The sequence below is a fragment of the Streptomyces griseoluteus genome (genome assembly GCF_004784465.1).
In the GTDB taxonomy this organism is placed as follows: domain Bacteria; phylum Actinomycetota; class Actinomycetes; order Streptomycetales; family Streptomycetaceae; genus Streptomyces; species Streptomyces griseoluteus.
The window spans coordinates 302,629-328,395 of the sequence record NZ_SRRU01000003.1; the positions used below are offsets into that span (position 1 = coordinate 302,629).

Annotated in this window: 21 protein-coding genes and 4 pseudogenes; 12 read left to right on the forward strand and 13 right to left on the reverse strand. The window is 70.0% G+C overall.

Annotation, left to right across the window (positions count from 1 at the left end; all coding sequences use genetic code 11):
• Positions 1-3 precede the first annotated feature (3 nt).
• From E5082_RS10205 to E5082_RS10225, 5 genes and pseudogenes are all read right to left on the reverse strand, one after another.
• Positions 4-606 carry a GTP-binding protein gene (locus E5082_RS10205; protein ID WP_086692341.1) on the reverse strand — a complete coding sequence of 201 codons (603 nt, stop codon included), beginning with the start codon at positions 604-606 and terminating at the stop codon, positions 4-6.
• Between the two features lie 190 nt (positions 607-796).
• Positions 797-1,210, reverse strand: a complete 414-nt coding sequence (locus tag E5082_RS10210; RefSeq protein WP_135790960.1) for a DUF742 domain-containing protein — start codon at positions 1,208-1,210, stop codon at positions 797-799.
• 18 nt (positions 1,211-1,228) lie between these two features.
• Positions 1,229-1,666 (reverse strand): roadblock/LC7 domain-containing protein, encoded by a 438-nt coding sequence (locus E5082_RS10215; protein ID WP_135790961.1) that lies wholly within the window; start codon positions 1,664-1,666, stop codon positions 1,229-1,231.
• On the reverse strand, positions 1,663-4,176 hold the full coding sequence (locus tag E5082_RS10220; protein WP_135790962.1) for a sensor histidine kinase: 2,514 nt from the start codon (positions 4,174-4,176) through the stop codon (positions 1,663-1,665). Before E5082_RS10220 ends, E5082_RS10215 begins: the two co-directional genes overlap by 4 nt.
• A gap of 48 nt (positions 4,177-4,224) precedes the next feature.
• Positions 4,225-4,996: pseudogene (locus E5082_RS10225) on the reverse strand (MHYT domain-containing protein).
• A 173-nt stretch (positions 4,997-5,169) separates the two neighbouring features.
• Here E5082_RS10225 and E5082_RS10230 point away from each other — a divergent pair.
• A complete protein-coding gene (locus E5082_RS10230) occupies positions 5,170-5,769 on the forward strand; it encodes a class I SAM-dependent methyltransferase (protein WP_135790963.1) in 600 nt (199 codons plus the stop codon).
• Positions 5,770-5,795: 26 nt separating this feature from the next.
• On the opposite strand, the gene E5082_RS10235 is transcribed toward E5082_RS10230, so the two are convergent.
• Positions 5,796-6,695: an oxygenase MpaB family protein gene (locus tag E5082_RS10235; RefSeq protein ID WP_135790964.1), complete on the reverse strand. Its 900-nt coding sequence runs from the start codon at positions 6,693-6,695 to the stop codon at positions 5,796-5,798.
• Between the two features lie 95 nt (positions 6,696-6,790).
• Between E5082_RS10235 and E5082_RS10240 the strand changes: the two genes are divergently transcribed.
• On the forward strand, positions 6,791-7,087 hold the full coding sequence (locus E5082_RS10240) for a hypothetical protein (RefSeq protein ID WP_135790965.1): 297 nt from the start codon (positions 6,791-6,793) through the stop codon (positions 7,085-7,087).
• 140 nt (positions 7,088-7,227) lie between these two features.
• The gene (locus E5082_RS10245; protein WP_135790966.1) at positions 7,228-8,091 is read left to right on the forward strand and encodes a hypothetical protein; all 864 of its coding nucleotides are present in this window, start codon (positions 7,228-7,230) and stop codon (positions 8,089-8,091) included.
• 27 nt (positions 8,092-8,118) lie between these two features.
• On the opposite strand, the gene E5082_RS10250 is transcribed toward E5082_RS10245, so the two are convergent.
• Positions 8,119-8,301: a hypothetical protein gene (locus E5082_RS10250; protein ID WP_086693740.1), complete on the reverse strand. Its 183-nt coding sequence runs from the start codon at positions 8,299-8,301 to the stop codon at positions 8,119-8,121.
• Between the two features lie 190 nt (positions 8,302-8,491).
• Complete coding sequence (xylA, locus tag E5082_RS10255) at positions 8,492-9,658, reverse strand: xylose isomerase (RefSeq protein ID WP_135790967.1); 1,167 nt, start codon at positions 9,656-9,658, stop codon at positions 8,492-8,494.
• 159 nt (positions 9,659-9,817) lie between these two features.
• Here xylA and xylB point away from each other — a divergent pair, with 159 nt between their 5' ends.
• The 7 genes and pseudogenes from xylB to E5082_RS33680 form a co-directional block, all read left to right on the forward strand.
• On the forward strand, positions 9,818-11,263 hold the full coding sequence (xylB, locus tag E5082_RS10260) for a xylulokinase (protein ID WP_135790968.1): 1,446 nt from the start codon (positions 9,818-9,820) through the stop codon (positions 11,261-11,263).
• Positions 11,264-11,356: 93 nt separating this feature from the next.
• Positions 11,357-12,565, forward strand: a complete 1,209-nt coding sequence (locus E5082_RS10265) for an ROK family transcriptional regulator (RefSeq protein WP_135790969.1) — start codon at positions 11,357-11,359, stop codon at positions 12,563-12,565.
• A 481-nt stretch (positions 12,566-13,046) separates the two neighbouring features.
• The gene (locus E5082_RS10270) at positions 13,047-13,643 is read left to right on the forward strand and encodes an N-acetylmuramoyl-L-alanine amidase (RefSeq protein WP_373310024.1); all 597 of its coding nucleotides are present in this window, start codon (positions 13,047-13,049) and stop codon (positions 13,641-13,643) included.
• Positions 13,644-13,720: 77 nt separating this feature from the next.
• The gene (locus tag E5082_RS10275; RefSeq protein WP_135790970.1) at positions 13,721-15,055 is read left to right on the forward strand and encodes a GAF domain-containing protein; all 1,335 of its coding nucleotides are present in this window, start codon (positions 13,721-13,723) and stop codon (positions 15,053-15,055) included.
• A 57-nt stretch (positions 15,056-15,112) separates the two neighbouring features.
• Positions 15,113-16,636, forward strand: coding sequence for an acetaldehyde dehydrogenase ExaC (gene exaC, locus E5082_RS10280; protein ID WP_135790971.1), 1,524 nt, complete (start codon positions 15,113-15,115; stop codon positions 16,634-16,636).
• Positions 16,637-17,182: 546 nt separating this feature from the next.
• The gene (locus E5082_RS10285; protein WP_135790972.1) at positions 17,183-18,868 is read left to right on the forward strand and encodes a ribonuclease J; all 1,686 of its coding nucleotides are present in this window, start codon (positions 17,183-17,185) and stop codon (positions 18,866-18,868) included.
• Positions 18,869-19,368: 500 nt separating this feature from the next.
• Positions 19,369-19,578, forward strand: a pseudogene (locus E5082_RS33680) (serine/threonine-protein phosphatase); the annotation flags it as partial.
• Between the two features lie 308 nt (positions 19,579-19,886).
• Here the strand turns inward: E5082_RS33680 and trhA are convergent.
• Positions 19,887-20,437, reverse strand: a pseudogene (trhA, locus tag E5082_RS10295) (PAQR family membrane homeostasis protein TrhA).
• 419 nt (positions 20,438-20,856) lie between these two features.
• Here trhA and E5082_RS10300 point away from each other — a divergent pair.
• Complete coding sequence (locus E5082_RS10300; protein ID WP_190045237.1) at positions 20,857-21,417, forward strand: hypothetical protein; 561 nt, start codon at positions 20,857-20,859, stop codon at positions 21,415-21,417.
• 193 nt (positions 21,418-21,610) lie between these two features.
• On the opposite strand, the gene E5082_RS10305 is transcribed toward E5082_RS10300, so the two are convergent.
• Positions 21,611-21,814 carry a cold-shock protein gene (locus E5082_RS10305; RefSeq protein ID WP_123545149.1) on the reverse strand — a complete coding sequence of 68 codons (204 nt, stop codon included), beginning with the start codon at positions 21,812-21,814 and terminating at the stop codon, positions 21,611-21,613.
• A 243-nt stretch (positions 21,815-22,057) separates the two neighbouring features.
• Positions 22,058-22,396, reverse strand: coding sequence for a helix-turn-helix domain-containing protein (locus E5082_RS10310; RefSeq protein ID WP_135790973.1), 339 nt, complete (start codon positions 22,394-22,396; stop codon positions 22,058-22,060).
• Between the two features lie 1,042 nt (positions 22,397-23,438).
• On the opposite strand from E5082_RS10310, the pseudogene E5082_RS33685 reads away from it, so the two are divergent.
• A pseudogene (locus E5082_RS33685) lies at positions 23,439-23,564 on the forward strand (IS701 family transposase); the annotation flags it as partial.
• A gap of 34 nt (positions 23,565-23,598) precedes the next feature.
• Here E5082_RS33685 and E5082_RS10325 read toward each other — a convergent pair.
• Together E5082_RS10325 and E5082_RS10330 are read right to left on the reverse strand one after the other, a co-directional pair.
• Complete coding sequence (locus tag E5082_RS10325) at positions 23,599-24,951, reverse strand: MFS transporter (protein ID WP_229918788.1); 1,353 nt, start codon at positions 24,949-24,951, stop codon at positions 23,599-23,601.
• Positions 24,952-25,187: 236 nt separating this feature from the next.
• Positions 25,188-25,643 carry an RpiB/LacA/LacB family sugar-phosphate isomerase gene (locus E5082_RS10330; protein WP_135790975.1) on the reverse strand — a complete coding sequence of 152 codons (456 nt, stop codon included), beginning with the start codon at positions 25,641-25,643 and terminating at the stop codon, positions 25,188-25,190.
• Positions 25,644-25,767 lie beyond the last annotated feature (124 nt).

Consider the following 25,767-nt stretch of genomic DNA (forward strand, 5'->3'; position numbering starts at 1 on the left):
GCCTCAGCTCACCGAGTCGAGAAGCCGGGCGGTGTGCATGCGCCCGGCGTACTCGACGAGGCGAATCAGGACCTCCTTGCCGGAGTCGCGGTCACGGGCGTCGCAGAGCACCACGGGGGTTCCCTGGTCCAGGTCGAGGGCGCGAGAGACGTCCTGGGCGCCATAGGGGCGCGCGCCGGGGAAGCAGTTGACGGCGACGACGAACGGGATGCGCCGGTGCTCGAAGTAGTCGACCGCCGGAAAGCAGTCCTCCAGACGGCGGGTGTCGGCGAGGACCACGGCTCCGAGAGCTCCTTGCGAGAGTTCGTCCCAGATGAACCAGAAGCGGTCCTGTCCCGGCGTCCCGAACAGGTAGAGGGCGAGGCCGGAGCGGATGGTGATGCGGCCGAAGTCCATCGCCACGGTGGTGGTGACCTTGCGGTCCACGCCATCGGTGTCGTCGACCAGCTGACCCGCCTCGCTGAGCAGTTCCTCGGTGCGCAGCGGCCGGATCTCGCTGACGGAGCCGACCAGTGTGGTCTTGCCGACGCCGAATCCCCCCGCCACCAGTATCTTCAGCGCCAGGGCGGAGATGTCGTCGGCGGCTTCGACGTGCTCAGAGGCCATGATCACTTCTCTCGGGAGGGCCGGCTGCGGTCGACGTGCTCGGGCGTGAGGTCAGCATCATGGCAACTTCGACACCGCCTCGGGGGTTTGGACTGGAAAGCACCAGATGTGACCGACTTCCGGCCGACTGGCCACCGGAAGCGTGCGGAACGGCGGCCGAAGAGGCGCCGGGTCGGTCGTGAACGTTCATCTACAGGGCCCGCAATCCTTCGATGACCTCGCGCAGAATCCGCTCGTCCGGCAGATGCGCGGGCGGCACCGGGCGGCTGACGGTGACGCAGCCGAGTTCCAGCAGGTCGCCCAGGAGCACGCGGACCACGCCCACGGGCAGGTCGGCGTCGGCCGCGAGTTCCGCGACCGACTGCGTCTCGGTGCGGCACAGCTCGATCAAGGTCCGGTGTTCCGGGCCCAGCGCGCTGTCGCCGTCCATGCCCGGCGCGGCGGGGTCGAGGGTGACCAGGGCGATGAGGTCGAAGGGCACCCCGGTCGGGCCGGGCTGGGTACGTCCACCGGTCATGGCGTAGGGGCGCACCAAGGGTCCGGCCTCGCCGTCGTACCACTGGCTGCCCTCGTCGTGGAGGTCTCCCGGCGGCTTCTCGGTCATCCGTTCCGGCCTTCCCGGTCAGCCTGCCGCGGGCGGCCGTGAGGCGACCCGCGGTGCCGCGTAGAGGTGTTCACCCACGCGTCTGACCAGGCGTGCCATCTCGTAGGCGACCAGCCCGATGTCGGCGGTCGCGGCCGTGAGGACGGCGAGGCAGGAGCCGTCGCCGGCGGAGACCACGAAGAGGAAGGCGTCATCCAGCTCCACCATGGTCTGACGCACACCGCCCGCGCCGAAATGGCGTCCTGTGCCCTTGGCCAGACTGTTGAAGCCGGAAGCCACCGCGGCGAGGTGTTCGGCGTCGTCGCGGCCGAGGCCGGTGGAGGCGCCGACGGCGAGGCCGTCGTTGGAGAGCACCACGGCGTGGCGTACTTCGCCCACTCGCCTGACCAGGTCGTCCAGGAGCCAGTCGAGTTCGCCGGATCGCTGGTTCACGGTCGTGTTCGGCTCCTGGATCATGCGGGTTCTCCTTCGGTGCTGTCGCTGCCCGTTGCGGGCTCCGGTGCGACGCGGCCGGGACGGCGGCCGCCGCCGCGGACCCAGCCGTCGCGGTAGGCCGCCATGCGGTCCCGCACGGTTTCCGGGGTGCGTCCCTCGTCGTTGGGTGGTTCGGGTTCCGCAGCCGGTTCGGCGGGGCGCTCCTTGCGGAGCTGAGGCGCGAGGCTGGCCTGGCGCACGCGGCGCGGGAGGTCGTCCGAGGATTCGGAGTCGGTGGGCAGGCGGTGGGGCCTCAAGGTGCTGACTCCGGGAGGCGGTGTGTCGGGGACGGGTTCGGCGGGCGGTGGCACGGTGGCTACCAGGGCGGGTCGTCCGGTCTGGGTGATCACCGCTGCCGGGGCGGGTGCCTCGGGCATGCGCGCGTACTCACGTTCCGGCTCCTGAGGGGCCGGGGGCGCCTCGGCGGGCTGCTCCGGGGTCCCTTGGTGGACCAGGGCGGTGGGCAGCAGAACGACCGCGGTGGTACCGCCGTACGGGGAGGTGCGCAGGTGCACCTTGATGCCCTGGCGGGCGGCGAGTCTGCTGACCACGAATAGGCCCAGGCGGTCGCTGTCGAAGAGGTCGAGGCTCTCGGACTGCTCGATGCGCCGGTTGGCCTCGACGAGCGTCTCGGCGCTCATGCCCAGGCCCCGGTCCTCGACCTCGAGGACGTAGCCGTTGCCGACCGGTTCGCCGGACACCCGCACGCGCGTGTGGGGCGGCGAGAACTGGGCGGCGTTCTCGACCAGTTCCGCCAGCAGATGCGTGAGGTCGGCCACGGCCGCCCCGATGACGGCCGCTTCGGGGAGCTGACGGACCTCGACGCGCGCGTAGTCCTCGATCTCGGAGACGGCGGCGCGGACGACATTGGTCAGGGACACCGGCATGCGCCAGGCCCGGCCGGGTGCGGCTCCGGAGAGGATGATCAGACTTTCGGCATGGCGCCGCATGCGCGTGGTGAGGTGGTCGAGCCGGAACAGGTCGCTCAGCTCGTTCGGATCGTCGGAGCGGCGCTCCATGCTGTCCAGCAGACTGAGCTGGCGGTGGACCAGCACCTGGCTGCGGCGGGCGAGGTTGACGAAGACACCGGAGATGCCGCTGGCGAGTTCGGCGCGCTCCACGGCGGCGTGCAGGGCGGCCCGGTGCACCGTCGTCAGGGCCTCCGCCACCTGCCCGGTCTCGTCCTCGGCGGGCGGCCCGGCGGGCGCCTCGGCCCGGATGTCGATCTCCGCACCGGCCCGGAGTTTCCGCATGGCCGCCGGGAGTTTACGGCGGGCGATCTCCAGAGCGTCGTTGCGCAGACTCACCAGCTCGACCACGAGCGCGCGTCCGATGCGGACCGAGATCACGAGCGAGGCGACGACCGCGGCCAGGCCGAAGAGCACAGCGGCGCCGGCCGGGCTCAGCACGCCATGCGTGAACGGGTCGGCGCGGCCCGCCACCGTCCGGCTGGTGTCCGCCGCAATGCTGCTCATGTCGGCCTGCACGCGTGCGTGGGCGGTGGCCCAGCCCGAACCGGGCGTCGTGTCGACCGCCCTGGCTCCGGAGCCGGCGGCCAGGAGGCGGTCCTCGGTAGCAGTGAGGGCGAGGTAGGCACGGCCACGGGCGACGCGGTTCCAGTCGTCGCGCTGGGCGGCGGGCAGGTCGGCGACGGCGACCTGGGTGAGGGCACGCCGGTTGGCGACGGCGCCGTCCAGCAACAGGGCTCGTCGGCCGCGGAGGGTGTCGTCCGGGCTCGTGCTGCCGAGGACGGCGTTCTCCTGGGCCAGTGCTTCGGCGGCCCGGGAGAATTCGAGCAGCACGCGCGCGTCCGAGCCGACGTCGGCCCGCTGGATGCCGGAGAGCGCTCCGTCCACGGCGAACGCGGCGCCGATGGTCGTGGAGTACCGGTCGTACGCTGTGGCCCAGTCCGCCTCGCGGCCGAGCACGGCGGTCCGCAGCGAGCGGAGCTGCCCGACGCCGCCGACGAAGGTCTCCAGGCGGTTGCCGACTCCCGCGGGGAGCTGCTGGCCGGCGGCGACGGTGCTGTCGCCGCCGAGTCGCAGCTTCGCCACGGCCCGGTCGGTGGTGGCCGCGAGACCGCGCAAATCGTTTCCGCGTGCCGCGTTCGGTTCGGCGGCGTACCGCACGGCGGCGGCCCGTTCGGCCTGCAGCGCGGCGACGGTGACCGCGACGGGCGCACGCAGCTCGGCGTCGACCCGTTGGGACTGGCGCAGCTTGGACACGTCCTGAGCCGTGGTCACGGTGGCGTACGCCCACAGCGCGAGGAGCGAGACCACCGGCACCATCAGGAGGCAGACCACCTTGGCGCGAACGGTACGGGGGCGCATGTGCCAGCGGCCCGAGCGCGGCGGCGTGTAGTCCGGCGCCATGTCGAGGTACGCCTCGGGTCCCTCGTCGGCCGGGGGCCCGGCGTGTGCGCGCCGGCCGCGCAGCGGGGTCGGGGACTGCGCCGGTGGTCCGGCCTTCGGGGTGCTACGGGGTGGGCGCATGGCCTCCTCGCTCGGGCAGTGGGTCGGGGCTCTCGGGCCGGGCTTCCGCTAGTGGGCGGCGCTCTCGACGGGCCGTTGAGCGGTGGCGGACGCCTGGCGCTCGTCCGCCGAGGGCGAGAGGGCGACGAAAGCCGAGGTGATGAAGAGGTAGGAGCCGAGGCCCACGGCGAGCGGGAAGATGAACTGCATGGCCGTGGCGCCCGGCAGGGTCGCGCCGGAGGGGTCGACGTGGACGCTCACCGCGAGCATGCCGCTGTAGTGCATGCTGCTGACGGCCGCCCCCATGACCAGCGAGGCGAGGGTGACCGCGAGCGGGGACTTGATGTTCAGGCCCGCCCAGAGCGCGGCCGTCGCGGCGACCACCGCGATCACGATCGACAGCCCGACGAGTACGGGGTCGTAGGTGACGTCCCCGTGCAGCCGGACGGCGGCCATGCCCAGGTAGTGCATGCTGGCGACGCCGAGGCCCGTGGTGAGGCCGCCGACCAGGAGGGCGCGGTTGCGGTCCTTGCTGTAGCCGACGGCGAAGACGCCCGCGCACACGACGACCATGGCGACGACGAGGCTCAGGATCGTCAGCGGCACGTCGTAGCGGATGTCGGTGCCGCTGACGCGAAAGCCGAGCATCGCCACGAAGTGCATGGTCCAGATGCCGGTCCCGATCGCCGAGGCGGCCGTGATGAGCCAGTTGCGGCGGGCCCGGCCGGTCGTCGCCAGCGCGCGCGGTACAGCGCAGGCCGAGTGCGGCGCCGATGCAGGCCATCGCATACGAGAGCGCGGGGGTCAGCCAGCCGAAGGCCGCGTGGTCAAGGTGTCCCATGGCCCACGGACGCTAGCCGGGGCAGGGGCGTACGCAGGGGGCGCATTTCGAAAGCTGCCACAACATGACACAGCGGGTGTCCGAACATGACGTGGAGTTGCGGTGAAAGGACCGCATCGCGGCCTATCCCTGTGCGTGCGGCCTCAACGGGGACGGTGAGAGATCATCGGAGTATGAGTGACGACCACACGCACGTCCAGGAGTTCTTCACCGCCCGGGCGGCTGGCTGGGACAGCACGTTTCCCGACGACGGGCCCGCCTACGCGGCCGCGGTGTCCGAGATGGGGCTGGGCGAGGGCGACAGGGTGCTCGACGCGGGGTGCGGCACGGGCCGCGCGCTCCCGTCGCTGCGCGCCGCCGTGGGGTCGTCCGGGACGGTGATCGGGGCCGATCTCACCTCGGCCATGCTCGAGGTCGCCTCGCAGGCCGGGCGGGGCCAGGAGGGTGCCCTACTGCTCGCCGACGTCACCGCCCTTCCCTTGAGGACGGAGTCCCTTGACGCCGTCTTCGCGGCGGGTTTGGTCGCTCACCTCCCTGAGCCGACTGCGAACCTGCGCGAACTGGCCCGCGTGGTGCGGCCCGGTGGCACGCTGGCGCTGTTCCACCCCATCGGCCGGGCCGCGTTGGCCGCTCGCCAGGGCAGGCAGCTCACGCCGGACGACCTGCGGGCCGAGGCCAACCTCGGTCCTCTCCTCGCGCATTCCGGGTGGCACATGACGTCCTACGTCGACCAGCCCGGCCACTTCCTGGCGCTGGCAGTGCGCGAGCCCTGAAATCGGACTGCCGGCGGCTGCTCGCCTCAGTCCACAGCGTCGGTCAACTTCACCTGCCTCACCGGGCAGCCACCCGTCCCCGGAACCGGGTGTGTGCCCAGGTCGGCGGTACGGTAGCCGCTCGGGTAGCTCTTGATCTCCCAGTTCTGCCGGGCGAAGTGAGGCGCGCGGCGTGGCGGGAGCAGCCTCACCAGCCGTCCACGGGTCTTTACGGCACGGCGCACCAGGGAGGTGGCGGTCGCGCTCGGCGCCTCGTAGCGGAAGGCGCGCAGCAAAGGCTCGTCGAGGAGGGCGAGCGTCGCCGTCCGCAACAGCGGCGCGAGCGGACGTGGGTACCAGGACGTCATGAGGTCGAGCGTCGCGTCGGACACCTGCCGGGACCGTTGGTCCCAGGCGAAGTGCTCCCTCTCGTAGGAGTCGAGGAGAGCCTCGAACTCCTCGAACGTCTCCGGGATGTCAGGGATCCCCATGTGGCGCCCGAGGGTGCGGTAGTACTCGGTGGTGGCGACGATCTCGTGCCGGGACAACCGCCGCCAGCCGTAGGTGTCGATCCAGCGCCTGGGCATGACCACGAAGGTCGAGAGCACGTAACGCATGTCGTCGCCGCCGATGTCGTAGCTGCGGTGCATCTGGTTGATGCGCCGGATCGCGGTACGGCCCTCCGGGGCGGCGAAGCCGTGCTCCATGACGGCGTCGAGCAGCAGGGCGGTGTCGTCGTACCGCCGCTGGGAGCGCTCGGTCAGCTCCGCCGTGTCGGCGAGCAGCCGGCCGATGCTGGGGACGGCATAGGTGCGGTAGAGGGCCAGTTCCAGCGCGCGTGTGTAGTCCCAGGGGAATTCGAACGCGGCGCTGAGCCGGTAGATCTCCGGGGCATCGGCGACCGGGTCCATCCGCCGGATCTGGTCGAGCCGCTCGAAGCGTTTCACCGTGAGGTCCCCTTCTGTCGCGGAAGTTCCGACTCTACTTTGAGTGACGAGACATGTGTGATGAGCGAGCCCTGGGCCGGGGAAAGGTGGTTCGCATGTTCGACATGATCCGCAAGTACGTGGCCAGGCTGGGTCTTTCCGCGCACGGGGAGGCACCCACCGAGCCGAAGCCGCGGGGGCACAACCTTTTCGAGGCCGCGGCTGCCTATGCGGCGGCCCGCGCGCAGGACGACCAGGACGGAGTCGATGAGGCGTCGTCGTGGGTGTCGCCCGAGGCACTCTCCTTCGGTGTGGGCGAGTTGGCGAGCCGAGCCGTGGTCGCCCTCGCCCGGGAGCGTTCCACGACCCCTCGGGCGGTGGCCCGGGATCTGCTGGGCCTGCCGGCGGACTGAGGAGACTCTTGACGGCCAAGGGGTGTTTCGCCCCCGTCCGGCAGGAAAACCGCAGCTCCGCCCGGTGCGGGGAGTCGTGACAAGCTTCTCCCCCGCGCACTAGGGTGCGCGCCGACAGACGAACCACTGGGGAGGCTGAGATGGCCGGGTCGGACGATGCACCCGTGGCTGCTGCGGACGAGGCGCTCTACGTATTGACGGCGGTGCTGCTGACACCGGCGCAGTTCCCGAGCGTGCTCGGTGACGACTATCCCGCGGCCTGCGCGGCGCTCGGTCTCACGCCGCTCGACGAGGGGTACGGCCTGGTTCTCGGGCAGGACGGAGACGGGGCCCGGTGGACGGCCGTCATCGATGACGTGTCCCTGGTCGCGGTGGCCATAGCTTCCTGGGACTGCGGCATGGAGTACGAGTTGTCGCCCGACGAGCGCACCCTCGTGGCGGCCCTGCCCGGCTGGCCCCTGGCGCTCGCCGTCGCCGCACCCGATGTACCGGCCCCGCACGACCCGGACACCGAGGCCACGGACCCCCCGCCTCTCACTCCACCCGATACCAGCACCTGGGGACCGGCCCAGCGACGCCTCGGCGCCGACGAGATAGCGCTCCAGTGGGCCGAGTGGCGCGGCCGGCTCGACGACGCCGATGTCCTGCCGAACAAGCAGGCTTCCGGAACCGAGGCAACCGCCCCGGAGGCCGAAGCGGCACCGGAGACCGAGCCGGAAGGCACCGCCAAGCCCGGCCATCCCGGCGTCCGCCAGGTACTCGAGGAGGCACGCGCCTACATCGACGCCCCGCCGCCCCTCGGACGCGTCCGCTCCTCGTTCGCCCCCGGAGACGCGCGCACCCTGCGTGCCGACGGTCCCGGATGGTCGATCGTGGCCCGCACCGACGACATCGCGTTCATCCTGCTCGACACGGAACCCGGCGAGGTCATCCCCGTGGGACGGGGCCCGGAACTCCCCGGCCTGCTGGAAGGGCTGGACAAGATCGCCGTACGCCCGCTGTGACCCCGTGCGAAGCGCCGCCCAAAGGCGTCAGCGGCCTATCTCCTTGCGCGCCACCCGACGCAGCCTGCGCCGCTGCGAAGGGTCCAACGTCAGGTACGCGGCGGCGGGCACGCCCACGATGATCAGCAGTGCCGCCCACCAGGGCAGCCAAATCAGAAGGATCAGCCCGACCGCCACGCCACCCACGGCGATCTTCGCGTTTCTCGACATGAACTCCGCCTCCTACGTCACGACCCACTGCCGCTCTCTGCATGGGAAACGGTCCCGAGCGCCTCACGGTTCCGGCCACCGCCCCTGAGACATCCCTGAAGCCGACCCTGAGGAACCCCTGAGGCCCAGGTCGAAGGCCGACGCAGGACGCGCGTGACCAGCCTCGACGGGCTGACCACGCGCGATCCCGTCAGCCGCGGGCGCCGAGCAGGTGGGCCATCGCCAGCTGGTCGAGCCGCTCGAAGGCCATGCCCCGCGCAGCGGCGGAGTCCACGTCGAAGTCCTCGAAGGCCGAACTGTCGGCCAGCAGGGCGTCGAGGCCGTCCGCAGCCGTGGGCTGCGCCAGCTCGTCCAGCCGCGACGCGCGCAGCGCCTCCTGCACCTCCGGATCGGCACGGAAGGCGGCCGCGCGGTCCTTCAGGATGAGGTAGTTCCGCATGCATCCGGCGGCCGAAGCCCAGACGCCGTCGAGGTCCTCGGTGCGCGGCGGCTTGAAGTCGAAGTGCCGGGGGCCCTCGTAGCCGGCGCTCTCCAGCAGGTCGACAAGCCAGAAGGCGGCCCGCAGGTCACCGGCTCCGAAGCGCAGGTCCTGGTCGTACTTGATGCCCGACTGGCCGTTGAGGTCGATGTGGAAGAGCTTGTCCGCCCACAGCGCCTGCGCGATGCCGTGCGGGAAGTTGAGCCCGGCCATCTGCTCGTGCCCGACCTCGGGGTTGACGCCGTACAGCTCGGGGCGCTCCAGGCGCTCGATGAAGGCGAGCGCGTGGCCGACGGTGGGAAGCAGAATGTCGCCGCGCGGCTCGTTGGGCTTGGGCTCGATGGCGAAACGGATGTCGTAACCCTGCGCGGTGACGTACTCGCCGAGGAGGTCGAAGGCCTCCTTCATGCGGTCCAGGGCCGCCCGGACGTCCTTGGCGCCACCGGACTCGGCGCCCTCGCGGCCGCCCCAGGCGACATAGGTCTTGGCGCCTAGTTCGGCGGCGAGGTCGATGTTGCGGATCGTCTTGCGCAGCGCGTAGCGGCGCACGTCGCGGTCGTTGGCGGTGAACGCGCCGTCCTTGAAGACGGGGTGGGTGAAGAGGTTGGTGGTCGCCATCGGCACGGCCATACCGGTCGCGTCCAGAGCCTGGCGGAAGCGCTTGATGTGCGACTCGCGCTCGGTCTCGGAGGCACCGAAGGGGATCAGGTCGTCGTCGTGGAAGGTCACGCCGTGGGCGCCCAGCTCGGCCAGGCGCTGCACCGACTCGACGGGGTCGAGGGCACGGCGGGTGGCGTCGCCGAACGGGTCCCTCCCCTGCCAGCCGACGGTCCACAGACCGAAGGTGAACTTGTCCTCGGGGGTGGGCTGGTAGTTCATGCCGCGGCTCCTTGGTGCGTACGACTATTTCGTCATGGCCGTTTACAAATTAGTATGCGAAGGCGCCTCTGGGAAGAGACCAGATGTCCTCGACGCCGGGGCGCCATCGATGAACGGCGTCGCTGCCGGTCGATGACGCCGCGGAAGAGGGAGAGCCCGATGTCAGCAGCCGAGGGTCCGCTCGTCGTCGGTGTGGACACGTCCACCCAGTCCACGAAGGCACTCGTCGTCGACGCTTCCACCGGGCGGGTGGTGGCGAGCGGCCAGGCCGCGCACACGGTGACCTCTGGCACGGGACGGGAGAGCGATCCGCGTCAGTGGTGGGACGCGCTGTGCGAGGCGCTGCGCCAGTGCGGCGACGTAGCGCACGAGGCGGCGGCAGTGTCGATCGGCGGCCAGCAGCACGGCCTGGTCACGCTCGACGCGCACGGCGAGCCGGTGCGTCCCGCGCTGCTCTGGAACGATGTGCGCTCGGCCCCGCAGGCCCGCCGTCTCGTGGAGGAGCTGGGCGGCCCCAAGGCCTGGGCAGAGCGCACGGGCAGCGTGCCGGGCGCCTCGTTCACGGTGACCAAGTGGGCGTGGCTGGCGGAGCACGAGCCGGACGCGGTCCGTGCCACCAGGGCGGTACGTCTCCCCCACGACTACCTCACCGAGCGCCTCACCGGCCTCGGCACGACCGATCGCGGCGATGTCTCCGGCACCGGCTGGTGGGCGTCCGCGACGGAGTCGTACGACGAGGAGACCCTGGCGTACGTGGGACTCGACCCGGCGCTACTGCCGCGCGTGGTGCGGCCCGGCGAGGTGGCGGGTACCGTGCGCGACGGCCATGACCTGCCGTTCTCCAGGGGCACGCTGGTGGCGCCGGGTACCGGGGACAACGCCGCCGCCGCGCTGGGTCTGGGCCTGCGATCCGGCACTCCGGTGCTCAGCCTCGGCACCTCGGGCACGGTGTACGCGGTCTCCAGGCGCCGCCCGACAGACCCGACCGGCACGGTGGCGGGGTTCGCCGACGCGCACGGCGACTGGCTGCCGCTGGCCTGCACCTTGAACTGCACCCTCGCCGTGGACCGGGTCGCGGCCCTGCTGGGGCTGGACCGGGAGGCCGTGGAGCCGGGCACCGCGGTCACCCTGCTGCCGTACCTCGACGGTGAGCGCACTCCCGACCTGCCTCACGCCTCAGGTCTGCTGCACGGCCTCCGCCATGACACGACCGCCGGTCAGGTGCTCCAGGCCGCCTACGACGGCGCCGTGCACTCGCTGCTCGGCGCACTCGACCTGGTTCTGGACGAGGACGCCGACCGCACCGCTCCCTTGCTGCTGATCGGCGGTGGCGCCCGCGGCACGGCCTGGCAGGAAACGGTGCGCCGACTGTCCGGGCGGCCGGTACAGATCCCCGAGGCGAAGGAACTGGTGGCCCTCGGCGCGGCCGCTCAGGCTGCGGGACTGCTGACCGGTGAGGACCCGGCGGCCGTTGCCCGCCGCTGGAACACCACGGAGGGACGGGTCCTGGACGCCGTGGAGCGGGACGAGGAAGCCCTGGACCGGATCGCCGGGGTACTCTCCGACGCGGCCCCGCTGCTGGAGCGGGGTGCGGACTCCCTCTGACCCGGCCCGCAAGGGGATCGCGCACCGGGTCCGGCAGCGAGCGACCGAACCACAAGCTGGGCAGGACCACGGAAACCGAGGATCGACGGAGGCATGACCGCACCGCCGCACGACAGCCGACCGACGGGGAGCGGACGCGCCCTGCCGGACACCCAGCAGGGCATGCGTCGCCGCAACCTGGCTCGGGTCATGCACGCCGTCAGCTCGGACGGCCCGCTGTCGCGCGCCACGGTCGCCTCGCGCATAGGTCTCACACGAGCGGCCGTGTCGTCCCTCGTGGACGAGCTGATCCGCTGGGGCCTGCTGGAGGAATTGGGCCCCGAACGACCGAGCCGGGTGGGACGGCCCGGCTCTGCGCTCGCGGTGAGCGGGCGTGGTCCCGCGGGGGTCGGGGCGGAGATCGGGGTGGATCATCTCGCAGTGTGCGCGGTCGACCTGCGGGGTGCGGTTCGCGCGCGGGCCGTGCGGCGCGGCGCGAACCGAGGGCGCTCCCCGGAATCCGTGGCCGAGGATCTGACCTCTCTTCTCCAGCAGGTCACGGCCGAGGTGGAGAAGGACGGTCTCTGGGTCGCGGGCCTCGCGGTCGCCGTTCCCGGTCTGATCGCCCGCGACGGCCGTAGTGTCGTGCGTGCCCCCAATCTCGGCTGGCACGACACTGACCTCGGCGGTGTACTGCCCGGCGGGGTGCCCTTGACCGTGGACAACGAGGCCAACTTCGGCGCCCTGGCGGAACTGTGGCTCGGTGCCGGCACGCCGGGAGACTTCCTCCATGTGTCTGCGGAGATCGGCATCGGTGCGGCGATCGTGGTGGACGGCCAGCTGCTCCGTGGAACCCGTGGCTTCGCCGGAGAGCTGGGCCATGTTCCGGTCCGGCCGGACGGACCTCCCTGCCCGTGCGGCGGACGCGGCTGCCTGGAGCAGTACGCCGGCGAGGAAGCGGTACTGCGGGCGGCCGGGATCGAACCCCGCGGTGACGTGGTGGGGGTGCTCGCGGAGCAGGCGGAAGCGGGCGACGAGGATGTGCGCTCGGCACTGCGGGAGGCGGGTACGGCACTCGGCATCGCTCTGACCGGGGCGGTCAATCTCCTGGACCCGGACACGGTCGTCCTGGGTGGCGCGCTGGCGGCCCTCTCGCCATGGCTTCTCCCCTCTCTGCAACGTGAGCTGCGCAGTCGCACAGCCGGTCCGGCATGTCCCGTGGCGGTGTCCGAGCTGGGGCCGGAGGGTCCACTGCTCGGCGCCGCGCATTCGGTGGTACGGGCCGTGCTGGATGATCCGGCGATGGTGGCGGAACGGCCCTGACACATGGGCGGATGCCCGTGGCTAAAGCCCGCCACGCTCACCGGGACCCGAAGTGCCTCGAACGGGTGGCCGACTTATCCACAATCCGCCAGTTGTCCACGGACTCGGCGCTCACCCTTCTGCCCAACTCCCGCGCGCCGTACCGTCATTCACGCGAGCCGCAACCGCCGGATCTCAATGGCGGAAGCCCAGGCCGTACACGTGCTGAGCACCATCTGCCACCTGCCTCGGGGGATACATGTCCGCGAAAGCGACCGGCGCACGACGCCACAACCGACACCACGGCGACCATTGCCGGTTCCCGCCGACCGGAGCTGACACTGTGTCGGTCATACGTGCCGGGCTCCACTGAGCCGGACGTGCACCCCCGCAGTACAGACGCATCCGCGCGCACCACGGTCACGCGCACCCGCATCCTCAACTTCCTTTTCACACATGGCAGATGACACCTCACACCGCTGAAGGGCAGCCGACGATGGAGATGAACCCGCCCCGTACCCACCTCACCCGACGCGGCATCCTCAAGGGCGCGGCGCTCGCCGCTGTCCCCTACGCACTCCTCCCCGGCCCCCAGGCGGCCGCGCAGGCGGCGGTCGACTACCCGCCCGGCGATTGGCAGCCCGCGAGCAGCGGCAATTACACGGTGTCCAGCCGGCCGGCGGCCTACAAGATCGACCGGGTGATCATCCATGTCACCCAGGAGACCTACACCAACACTCTGGCCATCTTCCGGAACACCGATAAGAAGGTGTCCGCGCACTATCTCGTACGCTCGGCGGACGGCCATGTCGCCCAGTGCGTCCGGGAGGCGGACATCGCCTGGCACGCGGGCGACTGGGAGTACAACACCCGGAGCATCGGCATCGAGCACGAGGGCTGGGTGGACCAGCCGGCCTACTTCACGAACGCGCTCTACGAGGAGTCCGCGAGACTGACGGCCGTGGTGTGCAACAAGTACGGCATCCCGAAGGACCGGGAGCACATCATCGGCCACTACCAGGTACCCGGCACCAATCACACCGACCCGGGGATGACCTGGGACTGGGTCCGCTACATCAGACTCGTCAATTTCTCCTGAGCTCCTGTCGGCCCGGTTGTCCGGAGCGGACCCACGCGTGACGATGGCCCAGTTGGTTCCCTCGCAGGGAGGACGAGTTGACCGATCAGTGGGTGGCTCTGGAGCCGGGAGCCGACCCAGACGAAAGAGTCCGGGCGCTACGCCGAGCCCATGAGACCTTCACGACCGCCGGCACGGTCCCGCGCCCGGTCCGGCCGGTGGTGGCCGAGTCCTGGCGGCGCAGCGCACGGGCCGGCGTCGGGCCGGACGGCACCGCGAGCGTGGAACTGACCGACGACGACCTGGGCGCATACCGTGCCGAACATCCACTGGCCAAGGTGATGCCGCTGGTCCGGGAGCTGGTGGGCACGTTCGCCGCCGATGGCTCACATCTGCTCGCGGTGTGCGATGCGCACGGCAGACTGATGTGGGTCGAGGGGCATCCGACGACGTTGCGGCAGGCGGACCGGATGAACTTCGTTCCCGGGGCGCGCTGGTCGGAAGCGGCTGTCGGCACCAACGCGCCGGGCACAGCGGTGGCGGTGGACCGTCCGGTGCAGGTCTTCGCGGCGGAGCACTTCATAAGGCGGGTGCAGCCGTGGACCTGTGCGGCCGCACCGATCCACGATCCGCACACCGGCCGGGTCCTTGGAGCCGTCGACATCACCGGAGGGGACGGCCTGGCACATCCGCACAGCCTGGGCTTCGTACAGGCTGTGGCACGCGCGGCCGAGTCGCAGCTCAGCCTGGTCGCCCCACCGAAGCAGACGGAGGACACGGTCACGCTGAGCGTGCTGGGCCGGGACGAGGCGGAACTCCGTCCGGGTGGCGGGCGCCGGATCAGGCTGAGCCGTCGGCACAGCGAGGTGCTCGTGCTCCTGGCCCGGCATCCCGAGGGCATGACCGGGGACGAACTGTTGTGCGCGTTGTACGCGGACGAGTCGGTGACGCCGGTGACCCTGCGCGCCGAGCTCGCCAGACTGCGCCCGCTGCTGCCGCCAGGACTGTTGGCGTCCCGGCCCTACCGGCTCTCCGTGCCGGTCGAGTGCGACGCGGCTCTGGTCGAACGGCAGTTGGAGACGGGTGCGCTCACGGCCGCCCTCCGGGCCTATCATGGCCCGCTGCTGCCGAACTCCCAGGCCCCGGCGGTAGTGGGGTTGCGACGCCGACTCGCCGCGGCTCTGCGAACGGCGCTGATCACCCGGGGCGACCCGGATCTGCTGGCGGACTGGGCTCACGCGCCGTGGGGTGAGCACGACCTGCTGATCTGGCGGGCCTTGGCGGCCGTGCGGCCGACCGCTCCGGTACGGGCGCGGATCGCGGCGCTGGAGGCCGAGCTGGCCGTACCGGGGGTACCGAGCCGACGCCCTAATGTGCGCCAGACACCCTGGGTGACCAGCGGTGCAACATATTCGCAACGTCCGCCCGTCTAGCCTGCACGACGGGAGCTGCCCAATGGCGGGCAGCGCTGCACCGGGAGGCACACCAGCATGACCCGTTACGCGACGCCCGGCTCCGAGGGCTCGATCGTCTCCTACCAGCCGCGCTACGACCACTTCATCGGTGGTGAGTACGTGCCGCCGGCGCGCGGGCAGTACTTCGAGAACCCGTCGCCGGTCAACGGGCAGCCGTTCACCGAGATCGCGCGCGGTACCGCGGAGGACGTCGAGCGGGCACTCGACGCGGCGCACGCGGCCGCGCCCGGCTGGGGCCGTACGTCGGTGACGGAGCGCTCGGACATCCTGCTGAAGATCGCCGACCGCATGGAGGCGAACCTCGAGTCGCTGGCGGTGGCCGAGACCTGGGAGAACGGCAAGCCGGTCCGCGAGACGCTGGCCGCCGACATCCCGCTGGCCATCGACCACTTCCGCTATTTCGCGGGGGCGATCCGTGCGCAGGAGGGGTCGCTGGGCGAGATCGACGACGACACCGTGGCGTACCACTTCCACGAGCCGCTCGGGGTCGTCGCGCAGATCATCCCGTGGAACTTCCCGATCCTGATGGCGGCCTGGAAGCTGGCGCCCGCGCTCGCGGCGGGCAACGCGGTCATCCTCAAGCCCGCCGAGCAGACCCCGGCGTCCATCCACTACTGGATGAGTCTGATCGCCGACCTGCTGCCGCCGGGCGTGGTCAACATCGTCAACGGTTTCGGTGCGGAGGCGGGCAAGCCGCTGGCCTCCAGTGCCCGGGTGGCGAAGGTGGCGTTCACCGGGGAGACCACGACCGGGCGGCTGATCATGCAGTACGCCTCGGAGAACATCAAGCCGGTGACGCTGGAGCTGGGTGGCAAGTCGCCCAACATCTTCTTCGACGACGTGTGGGCGCACGACGACGACTTCCGGGACAAGGCGCTTGAGGGCTTCACCATGTTCGCGCTCAACCAGGGCGAGGTGTGCACCTGTCCTTCCCGAGCGCTCGTCCAGAGCGGCCACTACACCGACTTCCTGGAGGCGGCGGTGGCCCGCACCCAGCAGATCAAGCCGGGGCACCCGCTCGACACCGAGACGATGATTGGCGCGCAGGCGTCCAACGACCAGCTGGAGAAGATCCTCTCCTACCTGGACATCGGCCGCCAGGAGGGGGCCAAGGTGCTCACCGGGGGCGAACGCATCGAGTACGACGGCGAGTTGAAGGGCGGGTACTACGTACAGCCCACCATCTTCGAGGGCGACAACCGTATGCGGATCTTCCAGGAGGAGATCTTCGGCCCGGTCGTCTCGGTGACGTCCTTCGACGACTTCGACGACGCGATGAAGCTGGCCAACGACACGCTGTACGGCCTCGGCGCGGGCGTCTGGACCCGCGACATCAACACCGCCTACCGCGCCGGCCGCACGATCCAGGCCGGCCGCGTCTGGACCAACTGCTACCACGCGTATCCGGCCCACGCGGCGTTCGGCGGCTACAAGCAGTCCGGGATCGGCCGGGAGAACCACAAGATGATGCTGGAGCACTACCAGCAGACGAAGAACATTCTTTGTTCCTACAGCCCTCAGAAGCTTGGTTTCTTCTAGAGCCTGAAGTCGGTTGCCTGGAGGCAACGTTGCGCTCCAGGCAACCCCAAATAACGACTACGTTCAGTGATGAGCTGGAGCCTTCGCGCTACTGTCTGACACCCAAGAGGGTCTCGCCCGGACCAGTCGTGGACCAAACGGCGCCGAACGACATCACCCGACGAGCCGCCCGCTCATGAGCGCCGCGAGTCCAGGACTTCCCGGGACCGGCTCGGGACAACGGCCGAGCCGCCCCCGCGCGACCTCGTCGTCGAGTTCATGGGGCTCCACATCGGGTTCCGGCATGGCTGGCGGGGGCGGCGAGCGCTTCGAGGACACCGCCAACTGTCCGCCCGGCGAGAGAAGCTGCCTCGGGGCGCTCTCGGCCCAGCACCGGGCGAAGGGTTCGGCCACGGAAGGTGGTACCGCTTTCACCCCTGCCTGTTCCGCCCGCCGGCGTGATGCGATCGCGCCGAGGCGCCCGCTGCGGGTATCCCGCTCCATCGGGAAAAGGAGATCGCACGGGCAATGGATCACCCCGTCCCGCTCTCCGGGTACCGTCAGGGTATGAGTCATCCGCACCCCGAGCTGAAGCCCGCCCCGCCCCTTGTCGAAGGAGGGCTGCGGGTCATCGCCCTGGGCGGCCTGGGCGAGATCGGCCGCAACATGACCGTCTTCGAGCACGCGGGCAAGCTGCTCATCGTCGACTGCGGTGTGCTGTTCCCCGAGGAGACCCAGCCCGGCGTGGACGTGATCCTGCCGGACTTCACCTCGATCCGGGACCGGCTGGACGACATCGTGGCCGTGGTCCTCACCCACGGCCACGAGGACCACATCGGCGGCGTGCCGTACCTGCTGCGCGAGCGGCGCGACATCCCCGTCGTCGGCTCCAAGCTGACGCTGGCGTTCCTGGAGGCCAAGCTCAAGGAACACGGCATCCGGCCGCGCACGGTGCGGGTGCGGGAGGGCAACCGGCGCGGCTTCGGGCCCTTCGACTGCGAGTTCGTGGCGGTCAACCACTCCATCCCCGACAGTCTCGCGGTCGCGATCCGTACCCGAGCCGGGATGGTGCTGCACACCGGCGACTTCAAGATGGACCAGTTCCCCCTCGACGACCGCATCACCGATCTGCGCGCCTTCGCCCGCCTCGGCGAGGAGGGCGTGGACCTGTTCCTCACCGACTCCACCAACGCCGAAGTGCCCGGCTTCACCACCTCCGAGCGTGAGCTGAACCCGGCGATCGAGCAGGTGATGCGCACCGCGCCGCGCCGCGTCATCGTCTCCAGCTTCGCCAGCCATGTGCACCGCATCCAGCAGGTCCTGGACGCCGCCCACCAGCACGGCCGCAAGGTCGCCTTCGTCGGCCGGTCGATGGTCCGCAACATGGGCATCGCCCGTGACCTGGGCTATCTGAAGGTCCCCTCCGGTCTGGTCGTGAGCACGAAGGAGCTGGAGAAGCTCCCGGACCACAAGATCACGCTGGTGTGCACCGGCTCCCAGGGCGAACCGATGGCCGCACTGTCACGGATGGCCAACCGCGACCACCTGATCCGCATCGGCGAGGGCGACACCGTCCTGCTCGCCAGCTCCCTCATCCCCGGCAACGAGAACGCCATCTACCGGGTGATCAACGGGCTCACCCGGTGGGGCGCCCACGTGGTCCACAAGGGCAACGCCAAGGTGCACGTCTCCGGCCACGCCAGCGCCGGCGAACTCGTCTACTGCTACAACATCGTCAAGCCCCGCAACGTCATGCCCGTGCACGGCGAATGGCGCCACCTGCGGGCCAACGGCGACCTCGCCATCCGTACCGGTGTCGACCCCGAGCGGGTCGTCATCGCCGAGGACGGCGTCGTCGTCGACCTCGTCGACGGGCGCGCGTCCATCACCGGCAAGGTCCCCGCCGGCAACGTCTACGTGGACGGCATGGAAGTCGGCGGCGCCACCGAAGCGTCCCTCAAGGACCGCCTCACCCTCGCCGCCGAAGGCGTGGTCACGGTGGTGGCGATCGTCGACGCGGACACCGGCGCCCTCGCCGAGCCCCCCGACTTCCTGGCCCGCGGCTTCGTGCACGACGACACCACCTTCGAGCCGGTCATCCCCGTCATCGAGAAGACCCTGGCCACCGCCGCCGAGGAAGGCGTCGGGGACGCGCACCAACTCGAACAACTCCTCGCTCGGGCCGTGGCGAACTGGGCGTTCCGCACCCACCGCCGCAAACCCCTCATCATCCCCATCATCATCGACGCCTGAGCCGTAGCCCGGCAGGCGGTCCCCGTTCCGGCCCTGGCCCCGCCGGCCTGGAGGTCGGGCACGGGAGTGCGTTGCCACCCCAGCAGGCCGGGGTGGCAACGCACTCCACATGACGAGTCCTCGGGAACACATCCCAAGGACTGGAGGCGCGAAAACCCGCAGCTCAACGGGGGCTCCCCCACTTTGGGGACGGTCTCTGGAGCGGCCGGAGCGTCAGACGAGCGTCACGGGTGCGCCAGGCGACGGTGTGCAGGACCTCGCCCACTTGTACGCCGCCGTCACCCGCGACAAGACCACCGGGCTCGACGAGGCGATCACGTTCGCCGACGGCGTCGCAGCACCACCTCATCGACCAGATCCAGTAAGCAGTCAGTGAGAGGGAACACGCGCCGGGTGGAATGCCTTTCACGGGAGGTGCGGTGCCATAGCATCTGCCCCGCATCGGGCTTGGCGCGGGCCCTTCGCGCGTCCGGGACAGCACACTGAGCACCACCGACACCGTGACCGTATGCGGGCCTGACGGGGGCGATGGGCCGACCACTCGTCCTTCGGAGAACGGGGACGGCCGGGGCAGCGCGATGACCTTGGCGGGGACTCTGGCGGCGGCGGAGACCGCAGCGCCCGTGGAGTCACTCGACGTGATCGCACGCATGCTCAGGGAGCAGCTCGGGGCCGCGTCGGTGTCGTTCCTCATCACCGACTCCTGGGGCAGGTGAAACGGGGGTGCTCTTCCCAGGCGACCGCGTCACCGAGGCAGACGCCTGCGGCGGCCCAGGCACAGGCCGAGGAGCACGTAGCCGGGACGCCGATCGTGTGCCGCTCATGGTCGGGCACGTCGTGGCCCTCCCATTCCCTCATGTCTTCCGCCTCGAACACGGGGCGCCTCCATCGCGGTCGGCTGAAGACCGCAGTCTCGTCTTTCTCTCGCTCCTCCGTCCGCCCAGGGACGGCCCCGCCCCTCGCGGAGCAGCACGCGGCCACGTGTGTGACGAGCGGCGCGAGCCCGAACCTGCCCCGGTCAGTAGGTGGCGAGGGAGATGGCTGCGTAGTGCGCGGTGAACGCTGCCACGGTCAGGGCATGGAAGACCTCGTGATAGCCGAACCAACGGGGTGAGGGGTCGCGCCGCTGCAGGGCGTAGACGACCGCGCCCGCGCTGTACAGGAGACCACCGACAACGATCAGGACGACTACGGTGCTCCACCGGTATGCAGGAAGTCGGGAAGGTAGCTCACCGGCGCCCAGCCCAGGGCCAGGTAACACGGGGTGTACAGCCAGCGCGGAGCTCCGATCCACAGGACCCGCAACGCGATGCCGGCCAGCGCTCCCGTCCAGACGATCCACAGCAGCACGGACCGCTGGTCCGGCGGGAGGAGGAGCACGGCCAGGGGGGTGCAGGTGCCGGCGATGATCAGGAAGATGTTGGCGTGGTCGAGGCGTCGCAGAAGAGCCTCGCCGAGCGGCCCCCAGGTGCCGCGGTGGTAGACGGCGCTCCTCGCGAACAGCAGCCAGGCGGTGATCGAGTACACGGCGCAGGCCAGGACCGCCTGCTGAGTACCGGCCAGGCACATGAGTACGACGCCCGCGCTCAGTGCAGCGCAGTAACCGAGTGAGCCCCCTTCCCCGCGTGGTCGCCTGGTGATTCGTCGGGTAGCCCGTCTGCACGGCGCTCTCCCCGCGCTGACACGACGTGACCACATTCGACTTCAGCGGCGTCGCGGTACACAGGCGCTCGTCCTCTCCCGGGCTCCTGGGCGTCACTGGCAACCATGCGGTCATGCTAGGAAACCTCACCCGGACACATGACGGGAGGTCGGTCCAGAACCCCGGAGCCACGTCGCCGGGACCGAGCCGGTTCGCCACCGTGGGAACTCCAGCCCGTCGACCCACCGCCAATTGGGCCTGCGGAAGCCGAGTAGAACGGCTGGTCCTGGGAATGATCAGGGCTTACGAACGGGCATCTCCGCTCGCCTACGCGCAAGGATCGCCGATGCTTCCCGAGGTCCGCCCCTACGTATCCACCGCACTCGCAGACCAGTTGGAACACCAACTGGACCTGGCTCCGCATCTCGAGGCGGGCCAACTCGATGTGGAGGGCGTCGCCGGCGTCGCAGTGGTCGCAGCCGCCCACTCCGATGGCTACGCGGCAACCGGCCATCTCCTCGGACTGCTGGCCGCGCTGCCTGCCCCCACCGCGGCGGGCGAGCGCTTCTGGTCGGACCTGTGGAGGTCTTCGGGCACCGCGTACCTGCTGCCCGTCAACATCAAGGATTCGGTCCTGCGTTCGCTGGCAGGAGAGGGAACCGCCCTGGCCCGTCAGGTCCTCTCGGCCGTCGATGAGTTTACCCCGCCCCAGCGCTTCGCGGCCGGGGAGGTGATCGGTCAGGCCCTCGTCGAGTCCGACCATCTGCCCGACCTCAAGACACAGGTCATCGGGGAACTGTGGCTCCGAGATCTCGAGCTCACGGCCTGGCGCGTCCTGCACGCAGACCGCAGGTCGGACGATCCGGCTGGGCGGAAAGCCTTCCTCGACGCCTGGACGAGCGTCTGAACGTCGGCTCCTCCCAACTGCACGGTAGCCGCGCCAGACATGCGGCTCCCGTGCCCGACGACGCTTGCCGCGACTGGAGTCACGTAGTTTTGGGCCGAAGTCGCACTGGCCCCGGGCCGGCCCAGGATCAGGGGCCGCACGAGCGGCGGCCACCTGACGCGGCGTGCGCGATCCCTCGGGCAGGTCTGCGGGGTCAGGCCGGGTTGATGTTCTCGGCCTGGGGACCCTTCTGACCCTGGGTGACGTCGAACGTCACGGCCTGGCCCTCCTGGAGCTCACGAAAGCCGGTGGAGTTGATCGCGGAGTAGTGCGCGAAGACATCCGGGCCGCCGCCGTCCTGGGCGATGAAGCCGAAGCCCTTCTCCGCGTTGAACCACTTCACAGTTCCCGTTGCCATGTCTTACGCCTTCCAGTCGATGAACGTCTCCCACTCCATGTGGCAGACGGAGGTGATCGCCCTGGTTCCTGCGGCACAGCACAGCAAAACGCCCACACCAGAGGCGTGGGCAAGGGGGAATTCCGAACCACGACAGCTGACGCAGACGTTACACGCCCACACACCGCGTCACCAGAGGTGGTGATCACACCGCGCACTAGGCCGTGCGTGCGGTGCCCGCCGGCGCTGACGGGCACGCTCATCTCATGCCGCTGCCGTGGGATTCGCTGATTCGGCGGCGCGGCGATATTCGACGTTGATGCGCTGGGCTTCCTCGAGCTGGTCTTCGAGGATGACGATCCGGCAGGCAGCCTCGATGGGGGTCCCGTGGTCGACGAGTTCCCGGGCGCGGGCGGCGATACGCAGCTGGTAGCGGGAGTAGCGGCGGTGTCCGCCTTCGGAGCGCAGGGGGGTGATCAGGCGGGCGTCGCCAAGGGCGCGAAGGAAGGCAGGGGTAGCGCCGAGCAACTCGGCGGCCCGGCCCATGGTGTAGGCGGGGTAATCGTCGTCGTCGAGACGGCCGAACGTGTCGTCTGCTGTCATTGCACCTCTCTGTGGAACGGGCGGAGGGGCCCTGGCGCCGTACTGGCACCAGGGCCCCGAAGGAACTACTACACCATCTGCCGGCCCTGATACTGCACCGGCCCTCTGTTTCCGCAGACCCGACCGAGACACTGTCGGGGGTGCGGGGATCGCGGTTGCTCGACCGGAGACCACCTCACTATCGATGTCCTGCGGTACCCGGGTTCAAGACCTTCACCCGGGCGATCCTGATGGCGCTCGGCTCCTCCGTTCTTCCCTCTTGATCAACTACTCACCAACAGTCGGCCCCGTCACCCGTCGTGCGTCTGCTCTGGCTTGGAACCCCACTGCCGAACCTCCCGGTGCGCGCGTCCGCAGCCGACGCCTTCACCGGGGTACTGCTCACTGACCTCGCTGCTGGGTACTGCGATCCTTCATTCACGGGTACTGCCACTGCGGTACTGCTCATGGCGGCCCCTGATCACCGCGGGCCACCCGGTCCGGTCGTCAGTCCCGTCGCCGTCCTGCAACCACTCTGGCTTCGAAACTCCACCACCGAACCGTCCTGCGAACTGCAACTGCGGTACTGCTGCCCGGCAGTTCATCTCTGCCGGGCTCGCTCGATCTCGGCTACGACAGAAACCATAACCACACCGCCACCCAATTTCTACTGTGACCGGGATAGATTTCCGAGTGCTCGAAGACCAGGTAATCCGCCCCGATGGGTCCATGGCTGGTTCAAGCAGCTCCGAGGCTCAGTCCGGCGCAGGGATTCCCCGCCGCGCAGGCACGTCGGGCTGAGTGTGACGTCGCCGGCTGCGCCGCGGCTACTGTCGTCCGGCGCCGGCCACCACACGGCCCATGCGTCCGAACAGATTCAGGACTCGGTTGGCGCCATTGCCGCCGACCTGGGACGCGCCCTCGGTGCCCTGCCGATAGTCCGGGTACCCCCGCGCCGAGGAGCGCGAGGCGGCCTGCCTCGGCGCACGCGTCGAGGCAGGCCTACGGCGCGGGGGCACGCACCGCGAAGCTTGCTTTTGCCATGAGCCTCGCCGTCGAACTGCCATGGGTGACCGGCAACGAAGCCTACGGGCAGGACCCTCGGCTTCGTGCCGCCCTGGAAGCGCGCGGCGTCGGCTACGTGATGGCGGTCGCCTGCTCCACACGGGTGCGGATCAATTCAGGCCGCCCCCATCCGCGGGAACACCGTCGCCGCGACGAGTTCACCGAGAGCCAGGCGAGGGCCGCAGGACCGCATTCACGGGCGTGCCGGCCGCGATCTGAGCATGGCCTTCTTCTGCAACGAGGCGAAGCACGCGCTCCCGCTCCTGGCGGCCCCAGGTCTCCTTGGTCGCGAGGATGCCGACGAGACCGATCAAGGCCGCGCCGAGGTAGAGCAGCGCCGCGCCCGGCCACCCGAAGGCGCCTACCAGGGCGGCGGCGAGCAGTGGTGCGAAGCCGCCGATGGCCGCGGCGACCTGGTACCCGAGGGAGGCGCCCGAGGTACGAGTGGCGGTGCGGAACTGCTCGGTGAGCAGAGAGCCCTGGGTTCCAGTCAGCGATGCGTGGATGAGGCCGATGCCGATGATGAACACCGTCACCACCAGGGCGGGTCGGGCGGAGTTGGTGAGCAGATACATCGGGAAGGCGAAGAGGATCGCCGCCGTACAGGCCGTTATGTAGATGGGGCGGCGTCCGATGCGGTCGGTGAGTGCGCCGGCGAGGAAGGTGACTGCCATGGCGAGGACGCTCGCGGCGGTGATCGCGCTAAGGGCCACGGACCTGAGGTCGGGGTGGCGTTCGGTGATGTAGTTGAGCAGGTAGGTCGCGGTGGAGTAGTAGGCGAAGGATTCCACGACGCGCAGGGCGATGACACGCACGATGCCGCGCCAATCGCCGACCAGGGTCGCGAGGAGCGGGTTCTTCTCGGTCTTGCCGCTTGCCTGGGCCTCCTTGAATTCGGGCGATTCCGTGAGACGGGAACGTACGATCAGCGCGACGATCACAAGGACGGCGCTGAGCAGGAAGGGCGTCCGCCACTGCCAGTTGCCGTCGAGGGTGTCACTCCACGCGAACACGCCGCTGGCCAGAGCAATGCCCAGAGGGTTGCCGGACTGGGGGATCGCGGCGAACATGCCGCGGCGGTGCCACGGCGCGTGCTCGTAGGCCATGGTGATCGCACCGCCCCATTCGGCACCGAATGCCAGGCCCTGAAGCATGCGGAGGGCCACGAGCAGGATCGGTGCAAGCGCGCCGACCTGTTCGTAGGTCGGCAGCGCGCCGATGAGGAAGGTGGCGGCACCCATGACGAGCATCGCCGTGACGAGGACGGGTTTGCGGCCGACCTTGTCGGCGAAGTAGCCGCCGATGGCTCCTCCGAGCGGTCGCATGACGAAACCGACGGCGAGGGTGGCGAAGGAGAGCAGGGTGCCGACGAACCGGTCGCTCTCGGGGAAGAAGACCGCTCCGAAGTAGAGCGCGGAGGCGGTGCCGTATGCGATGAAGTCGTAGTTCTCGACGCTGGTGCCGAGGCCCGCGGCGACTGCTGTCTTGACGCGGTCCTTGGAGCCGAGCACGCTTCGCCGTCCGGCGGGGGCGCTGGTGGACATGAGGATCTCCTTGGTGAGTCGCCGGAGAGAAGCCGGCGTCTGCGCAGTGAGGAGGATGGGGCCGCACGAGGGGGAGGCCGGATCCTTCAACTGGGTGCTTCTGGGCGTGACGAACAGGCGCCCGGCGCAGTCGTTCGCGGGCGGGGCACTTCGGTTCAGCAGAAGAGAGAGTTCACCCGCTCAAGGGGTGTGTGGGCGGCTTGTCAGGAGGCCGAGGTCAGGGCGTCGAGCGCGTTGAGCTTGGCGACCCGGCGGCGGGTTTCTTCGTCGTCGTCGAAGACGGCACCGAGGAACTCACGGACGATGTCGGGCACGAGTGCGTGCGGGACCAGCCAGGCCCCGATGGCGATGGCGTTGGCGTCGTCGTGCTCGACTGCTTGGTGGGCGGAGTAGGGCTCGTGGGCGAGACCGCAACGAACGCCGGGCAGCTTGTTGGCGGCCATGACGGCGCCCTGGCCGGTGCCGCATACGAGCACCGCCCGCTCGGCGGAGCCAGAGAGCACCACCTCGCAGGTGCTGCGGGTGATGTCGGGGAAGTCGACAGGGTCGCAGCTGTGGGTGCCGCAATCGATCACGTCGTGACCGAGAGCCTCAATGGCCTGGCGGACGGCATCTTTGAGCGGATATCCGGCGTGGTCCGCGCCGAGGGCGACCTTCATCGGTGGTTCCTTTCAGGACGGGCGAACTGCCTGCCGTCGGACTGGGGACGGAGGTTGTGGTGGTGGGTCTGGTCTGATAGTGACGGTGAGTGCGTGGTGCGGGTGTCGGTCGCACGCTGCGCGA